This window comes from Vibrio mytili (genome assembly GCF_000830505.1).
GTDB lineage: Bacteria > Pseudomonadota > Gammaproteobacteria > Enterobacterales > Vibrionaceae > Vibrio > Vibrio mytili.
Window position 1 is genome coordinate 76,947 of sequence record NZ_JXOK01000036.1, and the last position, 22,264, is coordinate 99,210.

The 22,264-nt window shown below is 45.7% G+C and carries 16 protein-coding genes, 12 tRNA genes and 3 pseudogenes; 2 read left to right on the forward strand and 29 right to left on the reverse strand.

Annotated features, from left to right (window positions below):
- Positions 1 to 36: 36 nt before the first annotated feature.
- The 12 genes and pseudogenes from lipA to leuS all read right to left on the reverse strand — a co-directional run bounded on the left by lipA (position 37) and on the right by leuS (position 12,622).
- On the reverse strand, positions 37 to 1,002 hold the full coding sequence (lipA, locus tag SU60_RS09940; RefSeq protein WP_041155386.1) for a lipoyl synthase: 966 nt from the start codon (positions 1,000 to 1,002) through the stop codon (positions 37 to 39).
- Positions 999 to 1,660 (reverse strand): annotated as a pseudogene (gene lipB, locus SU60_RS09945) (lipoyl(octanoyl) transferase LipB). Before lipB ends, lipA begins: the two are co-directional and overlap by 4 nt.
- 176 nt (positions 1,661 to 1,836) lie before the next feature.
- Entirely contained in the window at positions 1,837 to 2,115 is a 279-nt protein-coding gene (ybeD, locus tag SU60_RS09950; protein ID WP_038865384.1) for a DUF493 family protein YbeD, read from the reverse strand.
- Between the two features lie 139 nt (positions 2,116 to 2,254).
- Entirely contained in the window at positions 2,255 to 3,433 is a 1,179-nt protein-coding gene (locus tag SU60_RS09955; protein WP_041155387.1) for a serine hydrolase, read from the reverse strand.
- A 92-nt stretch (positions 3,434 to 3,525) separates the two neighbouring features.
- Positions 3,526 to 4,350, reverse strand: coding sequence for a septal ring lytic transglycosylase RlpA family protein (locus SU60_RS09960; RefSeq protein ID WP_041155388.1), 825 nt, complete (start codon positions 4,348 to 4,350; stop codon positions 3,526 to 3,528).
- Between the two features lie 2 nt (positions 4,351 to 4,352).
- Positions 4,353 to 5,473: pseudogene (gene rodA, locus SU60_RS09965) on the reverse strand (rod shape-determining protein RodA).
- A pseudogene (mrdA, locus tag SU60_RS09970) lies at positions 5,473 to 7,385 on the reverse strand (penicillin-binding protein 2). The pseudogenes rodA and mrdA overlap by 1 nt, the downstream one beginning before the upstream one ends.
- Before the next feature lie 49 nt (positions 7,386 to 7,434).
- Positions 7,435 to 7,905, reverse strand: a complete 471-nt coding sequence (gene rlmH, locus SU60_RS09975) for a 23S rRNA (pseudouridine(1915)-N(3))-methyltransferase RlmH (RefSeq protein ID WP_041155389.1) — start codon at positions 7,903 to 7,905, stop codon at positions 7,435 to 7,437.
- Between the two features lie 4 nt (positions 7,906 to 7,909).
- Positions 7,910 to 8,227, reverse strand: a complete 318-nt coding sequence (rsfS, locus tag SU60_RS09980) for a ribosome silencing factor (RefSeq protein WP_041155390.1) — start codon at positions 8,225 to 8,227, stop codon at positions 7,910 to 7,912.
- Positions 8,228 to 8,316: 89 nt separating this feature from the next.
- Positions 8,317 to 9,336, reverse strand: coding sequence for a DNA polymerase III subunit delta (gene holA, locus SU60_RS09985; RefSeq protein WP_041155391.1), 1,020 nt, complete (start codon positions 9,334 to 9,336; stop codon positions 8,317 to 8,319).
- A gap of 5 nt (positions 9,337 to 9,341) precedes the next feature.
- Positions 9,342 to 9,884, reverse strand: a complete 543-nt coding sequence (locus tag SU60_RS09990) for an LPS-assembly lipoprotein LptE (protein WP_041155392.1) — start codon at positions 9,882 to 9,884, stop codon at positions 9,342 to 9,344.
- Positions 9,885 to 10,048: 164 nt separating this feature from the next.
- Complete coding sequence (gene leuS / locus SU60_RS09995; protein ID WP_041155393.1) at positions 10,049 to 12,622, reverse strand: leucine--tRNA ligase; 2,574 nt, start codon at positions 12,620 to 12,622, stop codon at positions 10,049 to 10,051.
- 155 nt (positions 12,623 to 12,777) lie between these two features.
- On the opposite strand from leuS, the gene SU60_RS10000 reads away from it, so the two are divergent.
- A complete protein-coding gene (locus SU60_RS10000; protein WP_041155394.1) occupies positions 12,778 to 13,248 on the forward strand; it encodes a zinc ribbon-containing protein in 471 nt (156 codons plus the stop codon).
- A gap of 107 nt (positions 13,249 to 13,355) precedes the next feature.
- Here SU60_RS10000 and lnt read toward each other — a convergent pair whose 3' ends face one another.
- The 5 genes from lnt to miaB all read right to left on the reverse strand — a co-directional run bounded on the left by lnt (position 13,356) and on the right by miaB (position 19,032).
- A complete protein-coding gene (gene lnt, locus SU60_RS10005) occupies positions 13,356 to 14,891 on the reverse strand; it encodes an apolipoprotein N-acyltransferase (RefSeq protein WP_041155395.1) in 1,536 nt (511 codons plus the stop codon).
- 34 nt (positions 14,892 to 14,925) lie between these two features.
- Positions 14,926 to 15,828: a CNNM family magnesium/cobalt transport protein CorC gene (gene corC, locus SU60_RS10010; protein ID WP_041155396.1), complete on the reverse strand. Its 903-nt coding sequence runs from the start codon at positions 15,826 to 15,828 to the stop codon at positions 14,926 to 14,928.
- 105 nt (positions 15,829 to 15,933) lie between these two features.
- Positions 15,934 to 16,398 carry an rRNA maturation RNase YbeY gene (gene ybeY, locus SU60_RS10015; protein WP_041155397.1) on the reverse strand — a complete coding sequence of 155 codons (465 nt, stop codon included), beginning with the start codon at positions 16,396 to 16,398 and terminating at the stop codon, positions 15,934 to 15,936.
- Positions 16,399 to 16,400: 2 nt separating this feature from the next.
- On the reverse strand, positions 16,401 to 17,498 hold the full coding sequence (locus SU60_RS10020; RefSeq protein ID WP_041155398.1) for a PhoH family protein: 1,098 nt from the start codon (positions 17,496 to 17,498) through the stop codon (positions 16,401 to 16,403).
- 109 nt (positions 17,499 to 17,607) lie between these two features.
- Entirely contained in the window at positions 17,608 to 19,032 is a 1,425-nt protein-coding gene (gene miaB / locus SU60_RS10025) for a tRNA (N6-isopentenyl adenosine(37)-C2)-methylthiotransferase MiaB (protein WP_041155399.1), read from the reverse strand.
- Positions 19,033 to 19,424: 392 nt separating this feature from the next.
- Between miaB and SU60_RS10030 the strand changes: the two genes are divergently transcribed.
- Positions 19,425 to 20,600, forward strand: coding sequence for a 2-octaprenyl-3-methyl-6-methoxy-1,4-benzoquinol hydroxylase (locus tag SU60_RS10030; RefSeq protein ID WP_041155403.1), 1,176 nt, complete (start codon positions 19,425 to 19,427; stop codon positions 20,598 to 20,600).
- A 144-nt stretch (positions 20,601 to 20,744) separates the two neighbouring features.
- Here SU60_RS10030 and SU60_RS10035 read toward each other — a convergent pair.
- From SU60_RS10035 to SU60_RS10090, 12 genes are all read right to left on the reverse strand, one after another.
- A tRNA-Leu gene (locus SU60_RS10035) sits at positions 20,745 to 20,829 on the reverse strand.
- A gap of 51 nt (positions 20,830 to 20,880) precedes the next feature.
- Positions 20,881 to 20,954: transfer RNA gene (locus SU60_RS10040), tRNA-Gln, on the reverse strand.
- 43 nt (positions 20,955 to 20,997) lie between these two features.
- Positions 20,998 to 21,082 (reverse strand) — tRNA-Leu (locus SU60_RS10045).
- A gap of 29 nt (positions 21,083 to 21,111) precedes the next feature.
- Positions 21,112 to 21,196: transfer RNA gene (locus SU60_RS10050), tRNA-Leu, on the reverse strand.
- 47 nt (positions 21,197 to 21,243) lie between these two features.
- A tRNA-Met gene (locus SU60_RS10055) sits at positions 21,244 to 21,320 on the reverse strand.
- A 22-nt stretch (positions 21,321 to 21,342) separates the two neighbouring features.
- Positions 21,343 to 21,427 (reverse strand) — tRNA-Leu (locus SU60_RS10060).
- An 83-nt stretch (positions 21,428 to 21,510) separates the two neighbouring features.
- Positions 21,511 to 21,584: transfer RNA gene (locus SU60_RS10065), tRNA-Gln, on the reverse strand.
- 47 nt (positions 21,585 to 21,631) lie between these two features.
- Positions 21,632 to 21,716, reverse strand: a tRNA-Leu gene (locus SU60_RS10070).
- A 52-nt stretch (positions 21,717 to 21,768) separates the two neighbouring features.
- Positions 21,769 to 21,845: transfer RNA gene (locus SU60_RS10075), tRNA-Met, on the reverse strand.
- A gap of 22 nt (positions 21,846 to 21,867) precedes the next feature.
- Positions 21,868 to 21,952, reverse strand: a tRNA-Leu gene (locus SU60_RS10080).
- 83 nt (positions 21,953 to 22,035) lie between these two features.
- Positions 22,036 to 22,109 (reverse strand) — tRNA-Gln (locus SU60_RS10085).
- Between the two features lie 47 nt (positions 22,110 to 22,156).
- Positions 22,157 to 22,241, reverse strand: a tRNA-Leu gene (locus SU60_RS10090).
- Between the last annotated feature and the right edge of the window lie 23 nt (positions 22,242 to 22,264).

Sequence of the window (22,264 nt, forward strand, 5' to 3'; positions counted from 1 at the left end):
AAGTGCCAACCTTTTTTGTTATTGAGAACTCATTGATTACTTGATCTCGATACCTTGTGCTTGCATGTCGGCGTGGTATGAAGAGCGAACAAACGGTCCGCATGCTGCGTGTGTAAATCCAAGTTCTAGTGCGATCTCTTTGAGCTCGTCAAACTCTGATGGCGGAACATAACGCTCTACTGGTAAGTGGTGACGGCTTGGTGCAAGGTATTGACCAAGAGTCAGCATGGTGACACCGTGTTCGCGCAGATCTTTCAGTACTTCTACGATCTCTTCTTTTGTCTCACCGAGGCCCATCATCAGACCCGACTTGGTCGGAACATCAGGATGTTGCTCTTTGAATTTCTTCAATAACTGTAGCGACCACTTATAGTTTGCACCTGGACGAGCTTTACGATATAGGCGCGGTGCTGTTTCCAAGTTATGGTTAAATACATCGGGTGGATTGTCTTTCATTAAATCCAGAGCAACGTCCATACGACCACGGAAATCAGGAACAAGCGTCTCAATCTTAATTTCTGGGTTCTGTTCACGAATTTCGCGGTTACAGTCGGCAAAGTGTTGTGCACCACCATCACGCAGATCGTCACGATCGACCGATGTGATCACCACGTACTTCAGTTTCATATCGGCGATGGTTTTTGCTAGTTTTTTGGGTTCTTCTGCTTCAGGTGGAAGAGGTCGACCATGAGCAACGTCGCAGAAAGGACAACGACGAGTACAGATTGCGCCTAAGATCATAAAGGTCGCAGTGCCGTGGTTAAAACATTCCGCAAGGTTAGGGCAAGAGGCTTCTTCACACACCGAGTGAAGTTTGTTCTTACGCATTGCTGCTTTAATATCTTGAATTCGTTGGCTATCGGCTGGTAGCTTGATCTTCATCCAATCAGGCTTACGCAGCACTTCTTTCTGCTCTGTAGGCATGTTCTTTACTGGAATCAATGCCATTTTGTCGGCGTCACGATATTTAACGCCTTTTTCCATCTGGATTGGTTTGCTCATGCTTTATTACCTTGAGAAGGTGCTTCTGTGCTGAATTTTACTTGCTCATAATCAAGCAAAGTAACGAGTTCTTCTATTAATTGTTTTTCGACTGCTTCGATGTTCTCTGGTCCGCCAAGTTGGCTTACTTGAACCATCTCCATCCCAGCGTAGCCACATGGTTGATTCGCAGGAACGGTGTCAAGTCCATGTTTACATTCAGGGCAAGCCCATGAAACGAGCATCCTTTGCGAATACGTAGACCTAGAGAGCATATTTTTTTGCCATCGACATACACACCTGGAGCGTCAGGTCGGGCGGCAGAGTCGATATTGTATGCTTTTAATGTGTTGATCACGAGGTTCTCTATATGGGTAACGAGATCTCGAACTCCTAATTTCTTGCGACGCAGGTTTATTAGGAAGTAGACGACAAGTTGACCAGGGCCGTGGTACGTCACTTGACCACCGCGATCGCTTTGCACGACAGGAATGTCACCAGTATTAATCAAGTGTTCGGTTTTGCCTGCCTGACCTTGGGTAAAGACTGGGTTATGTTCAACTAACCAAACCTCATCGAGTGTTTCCTCGGTGCGTTGATCGGTGAACTCATGCATTGCCTTCCATACAGGTTCATAGTCCTGACGGCCAAGTCGTTTGACAACAAGCTGGTGTGGCATGGGGGTTCCTGTCGCTATTATATAAAGTATTTGGATTATAAACTGGATAATCTCTCTACTCTACCGTTGAGTAACAGTTTTTTAACTCAACGATGATTGGTAATCTATTATCTTATTGATATATAAAAAGAAAGCAGCCAGAGCTGCTTTCAAAAAAAATTTAATTTATAAAATAATTATAGAACCATGCGAACAATGTCGATTTCACCCAGCTCTTTATATAGGGTTTCTACTTGCTCGATAGAAGTCGCAGTAATGTTGATTGATACCGAGTGGTAATTGCCTTTAGCACTTGGTTTTACCGCTGGGCTGTAATCCCCTGGAGCATGGCGTTGAATCACTTCAAGAACAAGTTCTGGAAGTTCAGGTTTTGCATGACCCATGACTTTGTAAGTAAAAGAGCAAGGGAACTCAAGCAGGTCTTTTAATTTTGCATCAGAGTTGATGGTTAGCATGTCGGTCACTCCAGTTGGTATTGGTTGCGGTGCGAAATAGTACAGTCAAATTAAGGTGAACTCAAGGTGAGGATCGCATACTTAAAAAGCCGCCATCGTTGGCGGCTTTAAGAATCGGTTTGTTAATCTTTAGCTTGGTTTAGAAGAAGCTCTTGAATAACAACACAATGTAGTCCCACATGCGGCTAAACAGGCTACCTTGCTCAACCGTTTCTAGCGCCATAAGTGGATACTCTGCAATATCTTCACCATCAATTTGGTAGTATAGCTTACCAACTACATCGCCTTTGTTGATCGGTGCTTCTAGTTCTTTTTCAAGAACAAAACTTGCTTTTAGATTTTTCGCTTCACCGCGAGGCAGAGTTACGTACGTATCTTGGTCCAAACCAAGTGCGACCGTGCCTTTGTTGCCCATCCATACTTTTTCTTCTACGAACGTCTCACCCGCTTTGTGTGGTGCCACTGTTTCAAAAAAGCGGAAGCCGTAGCTCAATAGCTTTTTGCTTTCAGATTTACGTGCATTCGCATCTTTTGTGCCCATCACGACTGCCACCAAACGCATTTGACCTTCTGTCGCAGAGCTCACTAAGCTATAACCAGCGTTGCTCGTATGGCCTGTTTTGATGCCGTCAACGTTCATGCTTTTATCCCACAGTAGACCGTTACGGTTATACTGAGTGATGCCGTTGTAGCTGAATTTTTTCTGAGAGTAAATGCGATATTCGTTTGGTACATCGCGAATCAGTGCCTTACCCAGCAACGCCATGTCATATGGTGTTGAGTAAAGGTTTGGATTATCTAAACCGTGCACGTTGGCGAAGTGTGAGTTGCTCATACCTAACGTATTTGCCCAAGCGTTCATTAGATCAACAAACGCGTCCTCAGAACCAGCTATGTGCTCTGCCATGGCAACGCATGCATCGTTACCTGACTGGATGATGATACCGCGGTTGAGATCTTTTACTTTAACGGTTGTGCCTACTTCAATGAACATCTTTGAAGATTCAGGGAAGTTTTTCGCCCACGCATTTTTGCTGATGGTGACGTCATCATCTTCTGAAATATTACCACGTGCCAGCTCTTGGCCAATGACGTAGCTGGTCATCATTTTTGTCAAACTTGCAGGAGATAACTTAGTGTTCATCTCTTTTTCTGCTAAGACTTTACCGGAGTTGTAATCCATCAATACGTAGCCTTTCGCTGCGATTTGAGGCGAGTCCGGTACCACGATAGGTGAAGCGAGAACTGGTTGAGCAAAAGTTGCAGAAAGCGCAACGGAAGAAACGAGAATAGATTTCACAAACTTAGTTTTATTCATGGTAATTCAAATTTTTGGGTTAACTGCGAACATCTTATCAGAATCCCTAGTTAGATAAGAGGGGGATTCACCTAGAAATTCATGATACTAGCTCATTGGGCAGTGTTAATGTTGTTGTGTTTTTTAATAAATGCAGACGAATAGCCGAGCAACTTTACTTTATCCAAGGTCGCTTGAGTCAGGGAATAGTCAGTAAACGGCCCCAAAAGCAAACGATAAGACTCTTTCGTATTTTCTAGAAAAGAATCTGTATCCAGCTTTTGACCAAGTTCTTGACCTAAAGTTCGCGCGCGCCCCTCATTTTTTGATGAGGAAACTTGGATAACGTATTTTGGGTGCGCTTCCAATGACTTTTTATCATTGGGTTTATTCACGCTAATTACTTCGATTTGAACGTTGGCAGTGCCCGTTTTAATCACATCTAACTTGTGTGCGGCGGCATAGCTGAGATCAATGATGCGACCGGTATGGAACGGTCCTCGGTCATTAACTCGAACGACGGTGCTTTTACCATTATCGGTATTTGTCACTTTGACATAACTCGGCAGCGGTAAGGTTTTATGCGCGGCTGTCATTGAGTACATATCGTATATTTCACCATTCGAGGTCAGGTGTCCCTGAAATTTTTTGCCGTACCAAGACGCTCGACCTCGTTGAGTAAAACCTTTTGCGTTGCGAACGATTTTATAATCTTGGCCGCGCAGGTGATAATCTCTGTTACCACCTAAGCTGTAAGGTTCGTATCTTGGGTGAGCATCTTCGATATGCTCGACCGATATGGGGGAGTCTGGTGCAACATCTGACTCGAGTTCGTAACGACCTGTTTGCTTTTTTTCACTCGTTTTTTCGCTCGTTGATGAGCAACCTGCCAAGACTAGGGCAGTAAAAACTAAGGTATATAAAGCGTGTTTTTGCATGTTTAGGTTGCCTTAGAGAATGCTTTTCGGTGCGTGTGAATCGACATTAAAATACCAAAACCAGCCATCAGGGTCACCATAGAAGTACCACCATAGCTGATCAGTGCTAAAGGTACGCCGACGACGGGTAGGATGCCACTTACCATGCCGATATTTACAAAAATATAAACGAAGAAACTTAATACAATACTGCCTGCCATCATTCGTCCAAATGCGGTTTGAGCTTGGCTGGCGAGGTAAAGACCGCGACCAATGATAAATAGATAGATGGCAAGTAAGCACAGGAAGCCGATCATACCCCACTCTTCAGCAATGACTGCAAAGATAAAGTCAGTATGTCGTTCAGGCAGAAATTCTAACTGTGACTGCGTACCGTGCAACCAGCCTTTACCAAAGATGCCACCCGAGCCGATTGCGATTTTACTCTGAATGATATGGTAACCAGCTCCGAGTGGATCGGACTCTGGATTAAATAGTGTTCTAACCCGGACTTTCTGATATTCACGCATTAGGAAGAACCACAGAATCGGAATAAAACCGCCAACTGCTATGGCCGCAGCCGCAATGATTTTCCAACTAATACCTGCCAGGAAGATAACGAATATCCCTGATGCGGCGATAAGAATAGATGTGCCTAAGTCGGGTTGTTTGGCGATTAAGATGGTCGGTACCATCACCATGGCAAATGCAATCACCAATGTTTTAAATGATGGAGGCAAGGCCTGACGACCAATGTAGCGAGCCACCATTAGTGGTACCGCCAACTTCAGTAATTCGGACGGTTGGAAGCGAACAAAACCCAGGTTCAGCCAGCGTTGTGCGCCCTTTGAGCTTCACCAAAAAACAATACGCCGAACAGCAACACGACGCCGCCTATAAACATAAGAGGTGCTAGGTTTTCGTAAGTCCTTGGAGATAACTGAGCGAGAACAATCATTACCACAAGAGACAGCACCATACGCATGATTTGTCTATCCATCATGGCGAGGTTTTGTCCACTTGCGCTATAAATGATCACCAGACCGAAAGCCATCAAAGCTAACAAGCCAAGTAGCAACGGCAAATCAATATGAAGGCGCTCGAATTGGGAGCGATTTTTACCTGTAGAGGGATCCATCTTCATTAGTGTGTTGCCTCTGATTTTTCTTCTTCTGGTTTTGTCGCCTCAGGACCAAGTATGACCCGGTCGAAAATTTTTCTCGCGACTGGTCCGCCGTGACTTGAGCCACCACCAGCATTTTCCAGCACGACGGTGACGACAACTTCTGGGTTTTCAAAGGGAGCGAAGCCGGTAAACAACGCGTGGTCGCGCAGATGCTCTGCGACTTCATCGGCATTATATTCTTCGTTCTCTGCCAAACCGAAAACTTGGGCCGTACCTGATTTTCCGGCGGTTTGATAACTCATGTCATAAAATGAACGACGAGCTGTGCCTCGAGTCCCATGGTTGACTCGACGCATGCCTTCTTTGGCTAAGTCCCAGTATTTCTTTGGTACCCCTTTGATTGGCGGATAAGTCACGTACTCTTCCGTCCTTTGCTCATCAAAGTCACCGCTATTTTCAATCGTCGATTTTAATAAGTGAGGGGCCACGACTTTTCCGTCATTAACTAACACCGACGTCGCTTTTGCTATTTGCATCGGGGTAGCGGTCCAATAACCTTGCCCAATACCAACGGGAATCGTATCACCTTTGTACCAAGGAGTGCGGTGGCGTGACATTTTCCATTCTCGAGTTGGCATATTTGCCTTACTTTCTTCAAAAATATCAATGCCGGTATAGTCGCCAAAACCGAATTTCATCATCCAAGTAGAAAGCCGATCAATGCCCATGTCGTAAGCCACTTGGTAGTAAAAAGTATCGACCGACTCTTCAATCGACTTAACCACATCAACGCGTCCATGTCCCCAGCGCAACCAGTCACGAAATGGACGCGTATTGGAGTTCGGGATTCGCCAATAACCTGGGTCATTTCGCGTTGTGTTAGGAGTAATGACGCCTTCCTGTAACGCGGAAACGGCTATCATAGGTTTGACCGTAGAGGCCGGTGGATAAATACCTAATGTAATTCGATTGACAAGAGGACGGTCTTTATTATTGAGCAGAGCCGGTACGCTTTGCCGGAAATACCATGGACGAAAGCGTTGGGATCATAGCTTGGGCTTGAGACCATCGCCAAAATGCCATTATCTCTTGGGTCCATAACAACAGCACTGCCGCGACGTCCGTCGAGCAACTGATGCACATACATTTGCAAGTTGATATCGAGATTTAAGACGATATCTTCACCTGGGGTAGGTGGAACGTACTTGAGCGTACGAATAACGCGCCCACGACTGTTAACTTCTACCTCTTGATAACCTGCCGTACCATGGAGTAAGTCTTCGTAGTATTTTTCGATACCTAACTTACCAATATCACGAGTTGCTTGATAGTTAGCTGCTTTTTCTTCTCGAATCAAACGTTGCATATCGCGATCATTAATGCGCGACACATAGCCGATAACGTGCGTTAAAACTTCACTAAATGGATAGTAACGTTTTAGTGTTGCGCTGATTTCAACACCTGGGAAACGGTATTGATTCACCGAAAATACGGCGACTTGTTTTTCATCTAATTGAGTGAGAAGGGGGACAGACTTAAAGCGACGAGTGCGTTTTCGCTCACGCTGGAAGCGTTCGATTTCTTCCGGTGTGATCTCTAAAATCGTTTGTAGCTCTTCGATGGTTTTATCGATGTTTTTAACCTTTTCTGGTGTGATCTCTAAGTTAAAAACAGGTCTGTTTTCAGCAAGTAAGACACCATTGCGATCATAGATAAGACCACGGTTAGGGGCGATTGGAACGATTTTTATCCGGTTGTCATTGGAACGAGTTTGATAGTCTTGATACTGGTTGACCTGAATATTGTACATATTGGCAACCAGCACTCCCATCAAAATGACGATGCCGATAAATGCAACGATAGCGCGATTGGCAAACAAACGCGCTTCGGCTTGATAATCTCGGATTTGACTACGGCGCTTACGAATCATTAACGCTTGGCTCTAAAGTTAAACAATGATCATGAAAATGAATCAACGATTATTCGCGGTGGTAAGGGTGGTTAGCGGTAATGCTCCACGCTCGGTATAAGCTTTCTGCCATCACGATACGAACTAGGGGATGTGGCAACGTCAATGCTGATAATGACCAGCTTTGATCAGCCGCGGCTTTACAGGCTGGTGCTAATCCTTCAGGGCCGCCAATTAAAATGGACACATCACGAGCGTCCAACTTCCAGGCTTCCAATTGCTCGGCCAGTTGCGGTGTATCCCACTTTTTTCCTGGGATATCCAAGGTGACAATGCGGTTACCTTTTGGTACCGCTGCCAACATGGCTTCCCCTTCTTTTTGTAAAATACGGGTAATATCAGCGTTTTTACCCCGTTTACCTGCGGGGATTTCTACCAATTCTAACGGCATATCATGTGGGAAACGACGTCGATACTCTTGAAAGCCTTCTTCGACCCATTTCGGCATTTTTGTCCCAACGGCAATGAGTTGAATTTTCAAACGACTAACCCCAGAGTTTTTCTAGCTGGTATAAAGCGCGGTGTTCTTCCTGCATTACGTGCAACATAGCATCACCCATGTCCAGCACGACCCATTCACCTTCGTTCTCACCTTCCATGCCTAATGGAGCAAGCCCAGCCTTTTTTACTTCTGATGCGACGTGATCTGCGATAGAAGATACATGGCGTTTAGACGTGCCCGTACAGATAATCATGTAGTCTGTCACGCTCGATTTGTCTTCTACATTCAGGATGATGATATCTTCCGCTTTCATATCGTCGGCTTTATCAGCCAAAAAGTCTTTCAATTCTTCGCGAAGCACTCAGTTTTCCTCGGTTTATCTCTTGTCTCGGTTTGTTTTGCACGTATCTAGGGCAAAACAAGGTCGCGCACTATATCACGCTTTGATTTTTAAATTGCCAGCTTAATATCAGGAGAGCTGGTTTCTAGGCTCAATTGATGAATAGTTGGCCAAACGGATTGGTCATATTGGGTTTTCGCTTTTATCTCTGCTTGCGCGAGCACTGAGATAAGTGCGTGTATGCGTTGAGCCGTTAGTCTGGTCAGTGCTGCATTGTATAGTGGCCGCTTGTTTTGCCACACCCGATATTTTTCAAAAACTTGATTCATTCCCATCTGAGTTAAGTCTCTGTGCATACTTAACAACTGATGGAACTCTTTTTGAATACTACGAATAAGTATGACAGATTCAATGCCTTCTGCTTCTAACTGCCTCAATATACGTTGAGCTCGATTGGCTTTACCGGCAAGTACAGCATCTATCCAGTGAAACGTGGTAAAGTGATTGTTGCGACTTAAGGCTTTTTCGAGGCGCACTATCGTCAACTCTCCATCAGGGTAGAGTAGTGCCAGTTTCTCTAGGCTCTGAGAGAGAGCGAATAAATTCCCTTCATGCCATTGTGCGAGCATTTGTAGTGATTGCTGATCGGGCTTGAGTGCTAGCTTTCGGCAGCGTGCTTGGATGAACATCGGCAAGCGTTGCAAGTCTGGTGTCAGGCAACTGACCCAATCTCCTTTTGTACTCAGAGACTTAAACCATTTCGCATTCTCTTGTGCTTTCGTAAGCTTACTACCCACGATGACCAACATGATGTCGTCATGTAGTATGTCACAAAGCGATTGTAGCTCTTTACTAACCGTCGCCGTCACCCCACTTTCTGGGACCTCTAACTCAATGATCTGGCGGCTAGAAAATAAGCTTAATGCCTGAAAGCAATCGTAGACTTGATTCCAATCCAAGTTGGGATCGATGGAAAATCGATGTGTTTCTTCGAAGCCATGCTGTTGCGCTGCTTTCTGGATCGCCTGACGACTCTCCTGAATCAATAGCGGCTCGTTACCAAAGATTAGGTAAACTTGCTTTATTTGTTTGGCTAGGTGATCAGCCAGTTTATCCGCATAAATTCGCATGATGACTAAGAGTTTGTGTTCGTCGCAGGTTCTTGGACGTGACCGGCTTCGTACTCTGCTCGGATACGACCTAGCTGACGCATCATTTGTTTAGCGGCCTGCTGGCGCATCTCATCTTCAATCACATCACGCTCAACAGATTTTGCCAATGCGGTTAGCGGGTTATCAAGGTAATTTCGGTTTACGGTTGTGGTAAAGCTCTTCGAGCCGTATCCAGGAATGGTGACACGGTAGTTCACCACGTACGTCAACTCTTTTTCTGCTGCGCGGCTATTTTGGTACAGTGACAATGTGCGTTCGTCTAGGCTTGCTCTGAGCAAGTGCAAGTTAGGTATACTTGATGATGGTGAAACAAGTTCTACTTTGTTGAGTGTCAGTTCAGATCGCACATAACGGGTTAGCGGGCTGTATTCATCATAACTAGAAAAGGACATGGTGTGCAGTTCTTCCGGAACGGAATATTCGCCACGAAGGTGGAAGCCGCAGGCAGAAAGAAGCCCCGTTAATACCAATACTACTGGCAGTTGAATGGCAGAGAAAAAACGCATTGATTGTATTCATCCTAAATTGAAAGAGGGATTTACCTCAAACCACTTTAAACAAATAGTTTGAGGTAAATAAACAGGGTGATTATTCACCCTGTTTATGACTCATTATTAACGAAATAGTTCGCTAATTATTGAGAGACGAAAAGTTGCAGATTTTGCAATGATCAGTTCGCAACAATATTGAGAAGTTTACCCGGAACGTAAATGACTTTACGGATGGTCTTACCTTCGGTGAATTTAGTCACGTTCTCGTCGTTCAGACCAAGTTCTTCAACTTGTTCTTTGCTTGCGTCAGCAGCAACGGTCAGTTTCGCACGTAGTTTGCCGTTTACTTGAACAACAATGGTCTTCTCGTCTTCAACCAGCGCACTTTCGTCGTAAGTTGGCCATCCAGCGTTATCAATGTCCGATTGACCTAGTGCTGTCCACAACTCGTACGAAATGTGTGGAGTGATAGGGTAAAGCATTGCGACGACTGCTTTCAGTGCTTCATCCAGAATTGCACGGTCTTGAACCGACTCTTGAGGTGCTTTTGCAAGCTTGTTCATCAGCTCCATGATTGCAGCGATAGCGGTATTGAACGTTTGGCGACGAGCGATATCGTCCGTCACTTTCGCAATGGTCTTGTGAACATCACGACGAAGCGCTTTTTGGTCGCTAGAAAGTGCAGCTGCATCCACAGCGTCTGATGCGCCTTTCTCAGTGTGTTCTTTTACCAGTTTCCATACACGTTTCAGGAAGCGGTTCGCACCTTCTACACCAGACTCTTGCCATTCTAGTGTCATGTCTGCTGGAGAAGCGAACATCATGAATAGGCGTACAGTGTCGGCACCGTATTTGTCGACCATCTCTTGCGGGTCAATACCGTTGTTCTTCGACTTAGACATTTTGATCATGCCTGAGTGCTCAACGTTACGACCTTGGTTGTCGACAGCCGATTCGATGCGCCCTTTACCGTCACGCTCTACTTTCACGTCAGTTGGTGCAACCCATTCTTTAGTGCCTTTTTCATTCGTGTGGTAGAACGCGTCCGCTAGCACCATGCCTTGACATAGGAGTTGTTTGAACGGTTCGTCAGACGTCACGTAGCCAGCATCACGTAGAAGTTTATGGAAGAAGCGTGAGTACAATAGGTGCATACAAGCGTGCTCGATACCACCGATGTACTGGTCTACAGGCAGCCAGTAGTTTGCTTTTTCTGGATCTAGGATGTCGTCCGCTTGCGGTGAACAGTAGCGAGCGTAGTACCAAGAAGATTCCATGAACGTATCGAACGTATCTGTCTCTCGTAGCGCTGGCTCACCCTTAAAGGTGGTCTTAGCCCACTCTTTATCTGCTTTGATTGGGCTCGTTACGCCGTCCATGACCACATCTTCAGGAAGAATTACTGGCAGTTGGTCGGCAGGAACAGGATGAACTTCACCATCTTCGGTCGTGACCATAGGGATTGGTGCGCCCCAGTAACGTTGACGAGATACCCCCCAGTCACGAAGACGGAAGTTAACGGTCTTCTTGCCTTTACCTTCTGCTTCAAGCTTGGCGGCGATGGCATCAAATGCTGCTTGGAATTCTAGGCCGTCGAATTCACCAGAATCGAACAGTACCCCTTTTTCTGTGTATGCGACTTCAGAGATATCTAGCTCGCTACCATCAACAGGCTTGATGACGGGTACGATATCTAGACCGTATTTGGTTGCGAATTCAAAATCGCGCTGGTCGTGAGCAGGGACTGCCATAACCGCACCTGTACCATAGTCCATCAGTACGAAGTTGGCGACGTACACTGGTACTTCACGGCCGTTCAATGGATGAATTGCAGTAAGGCCAGTCGCCATACCTTTCTTCTCCATTGTTGCTAGCTCAGCTTCCGCAACTTTGTTGTTCTTACATTCGTCGATAAATGCTGCAAGCTCAGGATTGGTCTCTGCTGCTAATGCTGCAAGAGGGTGACCTGCTGCGATACCTACGTAAGTCACACCCATTAGCGTGTCTGGACGTGTGGTGTAAACTTCCAGATCAGAATGGCCTTTCACTGTGAACTTAAGTTCAACGCCTTCTGAGCGGCCAATCCAGTTACGCTGCATGGTTTTCACCATTTCAGGCCAGCCGTCTAGGTTGTCTAGGTCGTCAAGTAGTTCTTGTGCGTATTCGGTGATTTTGATGAACCACTGAGGGATCTCTTTTTGCTCTACCGGAGTGTCACAACGCCAACAACAGCCGTCTTCGACCTGTTCATTCGCTAAAACCGTTTGGTCATTTGGACACCAGTTCACTGATGACGTCTTCTTGTAAACCAGGCCTTTTTCGTAAAGCTTAGTGAAGAATTCTTGTTCCCAACGGTAGTATTCAGGCGTACATGTGGCGAATTCGCGGTTCCAGTCGTAGCCAAAACCGAGCAACTTAAGTTGGTTCTTCATGTACTCAATGTTTTCGTAAGTCCATGGCGCAGGCGCTGTTTTGTTTTTTACAGCCGCGTTTTCTGCAGGTAGACCGAATGCATCCCAACCGATAGGTTGCATGACATTTTTACCTTGTAGGCGTTGGAAGCGAGAGACTACGTCACCAATGGTATAGTTACGGACGTGACCCATGTGCAGTCGACCACTTGGGTATGGAAACATAGATAAACAGTAGAATTTTTCTTTATTTGGGTCTTCACTTACAACAAAGGTTTTGTTGTCATCCCAGTGCTTTTGAACTTTTTGTTCAATCTCTTGTGGGTTGTATTGCTCTTGCATCGATGGTATCCGTTTATCTTGGAATTTGTGAGTTCGGTTAGAACAGACTTAAATAGATCATCATAGAATACCTAAAGCTAGGGTGCACAACAATAGCCAATCTCTACCCATGCACGCTTAAGTGACATCGGTAGGAGCAAAGATGGAGGTCAGTTATGCCTAAACGTAAAACAGGTTACGAGGAAATGCTCGAGGATGTTATCGAAACCTTGAAGCAAAGTCCGGAAGAAGTGAACAAAGCGATTGAAACGTCGGGCAAAGTGGTGGATGCCGCCAATGACTTGACCAAAGATGAGTTGGCTCTGATTAAAGCTTATATCAAATCCGACTTGAAAGAGTTCTCTGAAAGCTATGAAGAGAGTAAAACCGGGCCGTTCTATCTAACAATTGCCGATTCTATTTGGCAAGGGTTATTGGAAATTACCGATCGTACAAAAATCGAATGGATGGAGTTGTTTGACGATCTTGAGCACCAAGGTTTGTATGAAGTTGGCGATGTGATCGGTTTAGGGACACTGGTATGTGATGAATGCGGCCATAAGACAACCTATAATCATCCCACCGTGGTTATCCCATGCATTAAATGCGGTCACACAGGCTTTAGTCGCCAGCCACTAAAACCTTAGCTCGAATAAAAAAGAGGCTATCAAGCCTCTTTTTTTGTTCGTGTGTGACTGATTTTTCTGCGCGTGTGACTGATGCGTTATAGCGTTGCAAATAAGTATTTGAGTTTTTACTTATCCTTAATGGACTTATTACTTACTCTCGGTAACCACCAGGCAAGGATTAGGCTGAGTGCCACCCAGATATACAACGGCCAGGTACCAAAAATACGGTATGGCGTTTTTCCATCAGTGGGAGCTACTTCAGCGCGTAGAACCGCAGTTGTAAACTGAGGGACTTGTTCGATAATCTTACCTTTGTGATCTGTCACCGCGGTTAAACCATTGTTGGTTGAACGAATCAGAGGCTTGCCTAACTCCAACGCGCGCATCCGAGCTATTTCCATATGTTGTAGTGGTCCGATAGAGTGTCCAAACCATGCATCGTTTGATAACGTTAAGATGAAGTCAGTGTCGTCGGTGATGTTTTGACGCACTTGCTCATTAAAGATAATTTCATAACACAGTGCTGGCGCCATATGTTTGCCATTTGCGACGATGTTTGGCTGGATAAAATCCCCACGACTGAACGATGACATCGGTAAGTTAAAGAACGGCGCGAGTGGACGCAGGATATTTTCAAACGGTACAAATTCCCCAAACGGCAGTAGATGGTGTTTGTGATATCGCTGTGTCATATCAAAGCTGTAGTCACCGTATGGTGTGGTGCCGAGTGCTAAAATACTATTGTAAAACTGATGATCGTCGGTTTGATTCACGACCCCAGTAACGATCGCACTGTGATTGTTCTTTGCTGCACTATCGATGTTTTTGAGAAATGACGCCACTTCGATCTCGAAGGCTGGGATCGCAGCCTCTGGCCAGACAATGATATCGGCATCCCAGTTTTCTCGGGTCAGGTCAGTGTACTTCATGATCGTAGGCCAGCGTTGACTCGGCAACCATTTTAATTTCTGATCGACATTACCTTGGAGTAGAGCAACTTTGGTCGTGTCCTGCAAACGTGGAGTGACCCAATCGTACTGGCGAATACCAAACCCTGTACTGAGCAGTACCACAGGAATAACAACGACTAACCATTGTTTATGAAGCCAAGCGTAAGCCATAGCCCCGGCAGAGATAACAACTAATAGGGTCAGAAGTTCCACACCACCAATTGGCGCAAAGCTGGCAAATGGGGCATCAATTTGACTGTACCCTAGCCACAACCAAGGGAACCCAGTCATAACCCATCCGCGTAGCCAATCGGTAATCAGCCAAAGCGCAGGCGTAGCTAGCAGTACTTGGCTTAAGGTCAGTGAGGGAAAGAGTCGATTATTGAGCCAAGCAAACAGGCCAGAGTAGATGGCTAAATAGGCCACCAATAACGCCATCAAAAATACGTTGGCAATCAGTGGCATTCCGCCAAAGCCAGATATACTGACGTAAACCCAGCTAACGCCAGTTGCAAACTGGCCAAGTCCCCAGGAGTAACCTATCCAAAGCGCGCGTTTTGGTGTCTGCTTTGCGAGAAGAATAAGCAATAGTGCCGGGCTGAGGATCGCCAATGGCCACAGTTGGTAAGGGGCAAAGGCTAATGTAGTGGAGGCGCCAACAAAAGCGGCCGCTAAGGGCCGCTTGAGGCGATGAAAGAATTCATTCATCATTATTATTTTCTGATATTCCCTACAGGGTATCGCGTTACTCTTGAGCCGCTTCTACCAGTGTCTCTTCATCTGGAATGGTGACTTGGAGTTGAATGACACGACGGTTATCGGCAGCGGTGACTTTGAAGTTATAGCCCTCAATTTCGACAAGCTCACCTCGTGACGGTAGGTGACCAAAGGCAGTCATAACCATACCACCGACAGTGTCTACCTCTTCATCACTGAAGTTGGTACCGAACGTGGCATTAAATTCTTCAATAGTTGTTAACGCTCGAACGGCAAACGTATGCTTGCTAAGCTTACGAATATCGGTTTCTTCATCATCATCGAACTCATCTTCAATATCGCCAACGATCTCTTCGAGGATATCTTCGATGGTTACCAGTCCAGATACTCCACCAAACTCGTCGACAACGATCGCCATATGGTAGCGTTCTTCTCGGAATTCTTTTAGCAAGCGATCAACGCGTTTGCTTTCCGGAACGACCACAGCAGGTCGAATGACCTCTTCGATGTCAAATGGGTTGCTGTCAGAGCCTAAGTATTTAAGTAAGTCCTTCGCGAGCAGAATGCCTTCCACATGGTCTTTGTCCTCGCTGATCACAGGGTAGCGAGAGTGTTGCGCATCGGTGATCAACATGACGAGCGTATCGAGATCGTCTTTTCGATCAACCGTGACCATTTGCGAGCGTGGCAACATAATGTCTCGCACTCGCATTTCGGCGATCTCCATAACACCCTCAAGCATGTCTCGGGTATCGTGGTCGATCAGGTCATTAACTTCAGAGTCGCGGATCACATCCACAAGCTCTTGGCGGTCTTTTGGATCGCCTTGAAAGAGTTGACCTAAGCGTTCAAAGAAGGACTTTCTACTCGGACCTTCTGCCTTTTCTTTCTGCCCTTCGTTGGATGCGGGGGGCGAATTATCTTCGTTCATTGTTTCTCAAGTAAGTAACGCTATCAGAAGTGTGATAGCTCACATAGAAAGGCACATACGAGAATACTGTGAGTAATTTGCCTTTCACAATCGAGTGGCTTAACGCTACTCTTTTTCTGCGAGGTATGGGTCGTCATAACCCATGCCTTGCAAGATTTCCGTTTCGAGGGACTCCATCTCTTCGGCTTCGTCATCCTCAATATGATCATAACCTAGCAGATGCAAGCTACCATGTACAACCATATGTGCCCAGTGAGCTAATAGCGGTTTGTTTTGCTCAGCCGCCTCGTTTTCAACAACTTGTCGGCAAATGATCAAGTCACCTAATAGATCCAATTCCATACCCGGTGGGGCTTCAAAAGGGAACGAAAGCACATTGGTTGGTTTATCTTTGCCACGATAATCATAATTCAATGTATGGCTTTCTTGCTCATCCACAACGCGTATGGTGACTTCTGCTTGTGGTTGAAAAAGAGGGATAGTCTTGTCCAACCATAATTGGAAGTCTTGTTTAGAAGGTAACCCTTCTTCACTTTTGACTGCCAGTTGCAGATCGAGTTCAATCGCCATAGTTATTCCTTCGTTGCAGTAGCTTGAGTGTTTAGCTCAGCTTTGGCAGCTTCAAGTAATTTGGCATCACGCTCTTCACGACGACGCTTTTCAAACTCTTTACGCTCTTTCTGATCTTGCGCTTCCCATTTCTCATAGGCGTTAACGATACGAGCAACAACAGGGTGACGCACGACGTCGTCGGCGAGGAAGAAGTTGAAGCTGATATCATCCACTTCGTTTAGTACTTCAATCGCATGACGCAAACCCGATTTAGCGCCGCGCGGTAAGTCGATCTGGGTTACGTCACCAGTGATCACTGCACGAGAGTTAAAGCCAATACGTGTGAGGAACATTTTCATTTGTTCTACCGTGGTGTTTTGGCTCTCATCGAGAATAATAAATGCGTCGTTCAGGGTACGACCACGCATGTATGCAAGTGGGGCGACTTCAATTACGTTACGCTCAATCAGTTTCTCAACCCGTTCAAAGCCTAGCATTTCAAATAATGCATCGTACAGTGGACGAAGGTATGGGTCGACTTTCTGGCTCAAGTCTCCTGGCAGGAAACCGAGTTTTTCGCCAGCTTCAACCGCTGGACGAGTCAGCAAAATACGACGAATCTCTTGGCGTTCAAGCGCATCAACTGCTGCTGCAACCGCAAGGTAAGTCTTACCTGTACCCGCAGGACCTATACCAAATGAGATATCGTGTGTCACCATATTAACTAAGTATTGAGCTTGATTCGGAGTACGTGGCTTAATGACTCCCTTCTTCGTCTTGACGAACACCTCTTTACCGTGCTCGATATTTGACTCAGTGTTTTGCTCTAACACCCCTGACTCTTTGATCGCAAGATGGATCTGTTCAGGCTCGATATCTGGGATCTCACCGCGTACTGGTGCGGTATCCACGTAAAGCGTTTTGAGAATATCTAGCGCAGCCGCTGAGGTATGGGGCTTACCTACGATAGTAAAATGATCACTACGGTGGTTGATTTCAACGCCCAAGCGGCGTTCTAAATGCTTGATATTATCATCGAATGGACCGCACAGGCTTGCAAGACGGCGGTTGTCTGAAGGTTCTAGATTGATTTCTAGAGTTACGATTTTATTGCTCAATGTTGCCTCTCATTTTATGCCACCTTGCAGAAGCCCGATTTAGACCGGGCTTCTAATGGCTTTACATACCTTCTTCTAAGATGGTTACTTAGTCAGGTAATTTCAAGCTTTAAGGCGTAAAAGTCGCTACACCTAGCTCATCTTCGCGGCGGGTTTTCGCCATCATTTGCGTTGGAGAAATCACGCTACGAAGGTCCATGTCTTTTTCTGTACGTACTAGCTCACCACGTAGTGAGTTTGCAAATACATCTACAATCTTCACATCAACGAACTGACCAATGAGGTCTGCACTACCTTCAAAGTTTACTACACGGTTGTTTTCTGTACGAGCACGCAGTTCCATTAGATTTTTCTTAGATGGCCCTTCAACCAATACGCGTTGCTCAGTACCTAGCATTAGACGAGAGTAACGCATAGCCTGAGCGTTAATTGTTTGTTGGAGCTCATACAGGCGCTCTTTTTTCACTTCCTCTGACAGATCACATGGGTAATCAGCGGCAGGCGTACCTGGGCGAGGAGAGAAGATAAAGCTGAAGCTCATATCAAAGTCGACGTCTTTGATAAGCTTCATCGTGTCTTGGAAGTCTTTGTCCGTTTCACCTGGGAAGCCAACAATAAAGTCAGAACTGATTTGGATATCAGGACGTGCTTTGCGTAGCTTACGGATGATCGATTTGTACTCAATGCCTGTGTGCGGACGCTTCATCATTGTCAGAACGCGATCACTACCACTTTGTACTGGCAAGTGTAGGAAGCTTACGAGTTCAGGCGTATCTTCATAAACAGCGATGATATCGTCAGTAAACTCTAGTGGGTGGCTAGTGGTAAAGCGGATACGATCGATACCGTCGATGGATGCGACCAGGCGAAGCAATTCTGCAAACGAACAGATCTCACCATCGTGAGTAGACCCACGGTACGCATTCACGTTCTGACCTAGCAAATTGACTTCACGTACGCCTTGCTCGGCAAGCTGTGCGATTTCGAATAGCACGTCGTCCATTGGGCGGCTAACTTCTTCACCACGTGTGTATGGCACTACGCAGTATGTACAGTATTTAGAGCAGCCTTCCATAATGGATACGAATGCTGTCGCGCCTTCAGCACGAGGCTCTGGTAGACGGTCGAATTTTTCAATCTCTGGGAATGAAATGTCCATGACCGGAGCGTCATCTGACTGAGACTGTTTGATCATCTCTGGCAGGCGGTGCAATGTTTGAGGACCAAAGATCACGTCAACAAAAGGTGCGCGTTCACGAATGTGGTCACCTTCTTGCGTTGCTACGCAACCACCCACGCCAATCACGACGCCTGCTTTTTTGTCTTTTAGCGTTTTCCAACGACCTAGCTGATGGAATACCTTCTCTTGTGCTTTTTCACGGATAGAACAGGTATTAAGTAGTAATACGTCTGCTTCTTCTGGTTCTTCTGTCAGCTCGTAGCCGTTAGTCGCATTCAGTAGATCCGCCATTTTTGATGAATCGTATTCGTTCATCTGGCAGCCCCAGGTTTTAATTAGCAGTTTTTTACTCATGTTGTTCGCTCGATCGTTAGTTTAAATTAAGGGAGCAAATCGCCCAATGTTTCCAGAAAGTCACCGATATAATAGCAGTTGTGGTGACCAAGTTTTAGCCGCCGTCTCGACGGTAAGCGGCGTATTGTACTGCTTTAAAAAGCACCTGACTAGTGATCTGGTCAATTCTCTGCAAAGCCTGATGAAATCAGGGGATTCGCTTTATGTTGAACAAGGTTTTTGACCATAAAAACGAATGAAAAAATCTAGCTTACTGAGCAGTATATATAGAGAGATGATGTCAAAAGTGAGGGGCTCTATATAGCCATAACTAAAGATAAACCGTTTTGTAAATGCTTGGGTGAGACGTACAATGAAAAAAGCTGGTGAATCAAGATAATGAAGAACAAAAAATGAACAGATATGACATCGCAGTAATAGGCGGAGGTATGGTCGGTGCAGCAATGGCGATAGGTTTTGCTCAGCAGGGCAGAAGTGTAGTTGTTGTTGAGGGAAACGAACCAAAACCGTTTGATAGCTCTCAAGCTATGGATATACGCGTATCCGCTATTTCTCATCAATCCGTGTCACTTCTTGAGTCGTTGGGTGCATGGGCGTCAATTAAAGCGATGCGTGTCTGTCCCTACCGTCGTTTGGAAACTTGGGAACACCCTGAATGTCGTACTCGATTTCATTCGGAGGAATTATCCCTTGAGCAACTTGGTTACATTGCAGAAAACCGCCTCATTCAATTAGGGTTATGGCAAGCCTTTGGGCAGTACGATAACCTGACTCTTGAATGCCCAGAACGCTTAAAAACCATAGAATTTGAACAGTGTAATCGCGTGACTCTAGAGAGTGGCAAGCAATTTGAGGCGCAGTGGGTGATCGGTGCTGATGGTGCAAACTCGAAAGTGCGTCAATTGGCCGGAATTGGAATTACTGCGTGGGATTACCGTCAACATTGCATGTTGATCAATGTGAAGACTGAATTACCGCAACAAGATATTACGTGGCAGCAGTTTACGCCCTCTGGTCCGCGTTCTTTCTTGCCATTATGTTCTTTCGAAGATGAAGGAACTGAATTAGGGCAAGGTTCATTAGTTTGGTATGACTCACCCGCCCGTATTAAACAGTTGTGCTCCATGACGAAGTCTCAGCTGAGAGCTGAGATCTTACATCACTTCCCGAAAGAGCTCGGTGACATTGAAGTACTGCAGTTTGGCTCGTTCCCTTTGACTCGTCGTCATGCTCAGTCCTATTCGAATAAAGGGTGTGTCCTTGTTGGTGATTCAGCACATACTATCAATCCACTCGCCGGCCAGGGAGTAAATCTAGGCTTTAAGGATGTTGATGTTCTACTAAAAGTGACACAAAACCAGAATGAGTTAAGTGATGCGCTATTGGCGAAATATGAGCGTTCTCGTCGTCCAGATAACCTACTGATGCAGACAGGGATGGATTTCTTCTACAAAGGTTTTAGTAATGATCTGGGTCCATTAAAGTTTGCACGCAATGCGGCACTAAAATTGGCTGAGCACTCTGGACCAATCAAATCCCAAGTTCTTAAATACGCACTCGGCATGTGATTGCTGCCAGTTTTTGTGGATAGATAGAAAAAAAGCGAGCATTAAGCTCGCTTTTTTAATCCGGTCAATTAATACCAATGGTAGTTAATTCACCGAGTCCAGAAAAAGAAAAAACCCAGCAACTTAATACTGGGTTTCAAATAATGGTGCGGAAGGAGAGACTTGAACTCTCACACCTTGCGGCGCCAGAACCTAAATCTGGTGCGTCTACCAATTCCGCCACTTCCGCATCTTATTTATAGTTATCAAGGCGATTGGTGAACCTCGAAAACGTTGTATATGGCAGGGCTACCTGGATTCGAACCAGGGAATGGCGGCATCAAAAGCCGCTGCCTTACCGCTTGGCGATAGCCTAAAGCATAGTCTAAAAACTATGATCTTTCCATAAAGGAAAGAATGGTGCGGAAGGAGAGACTTGAACTCTCACACCTTACGGCGCCAGAACCTAAATCTGGTGCGTCTACCAATTCCGCCACTTCCGCACAGGTTTGATATTGTAGATTATTTAAGATGGTGCGGAAGGAGAGACTTGAACTCTCACACCTTGCGGCGCCAGAACCTAAATCTGGTGCGTCTACCAATTCCGCCACTTCCGCATCTTAAAATCTACACGATTATTAGCGTTAGCTAGTAATCGAATCAATGGTGGCTACGACGGGATTCGAACCTGTGACCCCATCATTATGAGTGATGTGCTCTAACCAGCTGAGCTACGTAGCCATTTTAAATTTTTAATCAAGAATGGTGCGGAAGGAGAGACTTGAACTCTCACACCTTACGGCGCCAGAACCTAAATCTGGTGCGTCTACCAATTCCGCCACTTCCGCATCTTGATTTATAGTTATCAAGGTGATTGGTGAACCTCGATAACGTTCCTGTATTTCAAGGAACCTTTATTTCAAAGAAATAATGGCAGGGCTACCTGGATTCGAACCAGGGAATGGCGGCATCAAAAGCCGCTGCCTTACCGCTTGGCGATAGCCTACAGGTCAATAGTCATGAGACTATTAATCTTTCTAATAAAGAAAGAATGGTGCGGAAGGAGAGACTTGAACTCTCACACCTTGCGGCGCCAGAACCTAAATCTGGTGCGTCTACCAATTCCGCCACTTCCGCAACTTATTCGTAGTTATCAAGGTAATTGGTAAAACCTAAATAACGTTGTTTATGGTGGCTACGACGGGATTCGAACCTGTGACCCCATCATTATGAGTGATGTGCTCTAACCAGCTGAGCTACGTAGCCATTTTAAACTTTTAATCAAGAATGGTGCGGAAGGAGAGACTTGAACTCTCACACCTTGCGGCGCCAGAACCTAAATCTGGTGCGTCTACCAATTCCGCCACTTCCGCATCTTGATTTATAGTTATCAAGGTGATTGGTGAACCTAGATAACGTTCCTGTATTTCAAGGAACCTTTATTTCAAAGAAATAATGGCAGGGCTACCTGGATTCGAACCAGGGAATGGCGGCATCAAAAGCCGCTGCCTTACCGCTTGGCGATAGCCTACAGGTCAATAGTCGTGAGACTATTAATCTTTCTAATAAAGAAAGAATGGTGCGGAAGGAGAGACTTGAACTCTCACACCTTGCGGCGCCAGAACCTAAATCTGGTGCGTCTACCAATTCCGCCACTTCCGCATCTTATTTATAGTGATCAAGGT

Excerpts from the sequence above, each read along its gene's own strand:
- lipA (WP_041155386.1), bottom strand. The coding sequence starts at position 1,002 with ATGAGCAAACCAATCCAGATGGAAAAAGGCGTTAAATATCGTGACGCC.
- ybeD (WP_038865384.1), bottom strand. The coding sequence starts at position 2,115 with ATGCTAACCATCAACTCTGATGCAAAATTAAAAGACCTGCTTGAGTTC.
- SU60_RS09955 (WP_041155387.1), bottom strand. The coding sequence starts at position 3,433 with ATGAATAAAACTAAGTTTGTGAAATCTATTCTCGTTTCTTCCGTTGCG.
- SU60_RS09960 (WP_041155388.1), bottom strand. The coding sequence starts at position 4,350 with ATGCAAAAACACGCTTTATATACCTTAGTTTTTACTGCCCTAGTCTTG.
- holA (WP_041155391.1), bottom strand. The coding sequence starts at position 9,336 with ATGCGAATTTATGCGGATAAACTGGCTGATCACCTAGCCAAACAAATA.
- SU60_RS09990 (WP_041155392.1), bottom strand. The coding sequence starts at position 9,884 with ATGCGTTTTTTCTCTGCCATTCAACTGCCAGTAGTATTGGTATTAACG.
- leuS (WP_041155393.1), bottom strand. The coding sequence starts at position 12,622 with ATGCAAGAGCAATACAACCCACAAGAGATTGAACAAAAAGTTCAAAAG.
- SU60_RS10000 (WP_041155394.1), top strand. The coding sequence starts at position 12,778 with ATGCCTAAACGTAAAACAGGTTACGAGGAAATGCTCGAGGATGTTATC.
- lnt (WP_041155395.1), bottom strand. The coding sequence starts at position 14,891 with ATGATGAATGAATTCTTTCATCGCCTCAAGCGGCCCTTAGCGGCCGCT.
- corC (WP_041155396.1), bottom strand. The coding sequence starts at position 15,828 with ATGAACGAAGATAATTCGCCCCCCGCATCCAACGAAGGGCAGAAAGAA.
- ybeY (WP_041155397.1), bottom strand. The coding sequence starts at position 16,398 with ATGGCGATTGAACTCGATCTGCAACTGGCAGTCAAAAGTGAAGAAGGG.
- miaB (WP_041155399.1), bottom strand. The coding sequence starts at position 19,032 with ATGAGTAAAAAACTGCTAATTAAAACCTGGGGCTGCCAGATGAACGAA.
- SU60_RS10030 (WP_041155403.1), top strand. The coding sequence starts at position 19,425 with ATGAACAGATATGACATCGCAGTAATAGGCGGAGGTATGGTCGGTGCA.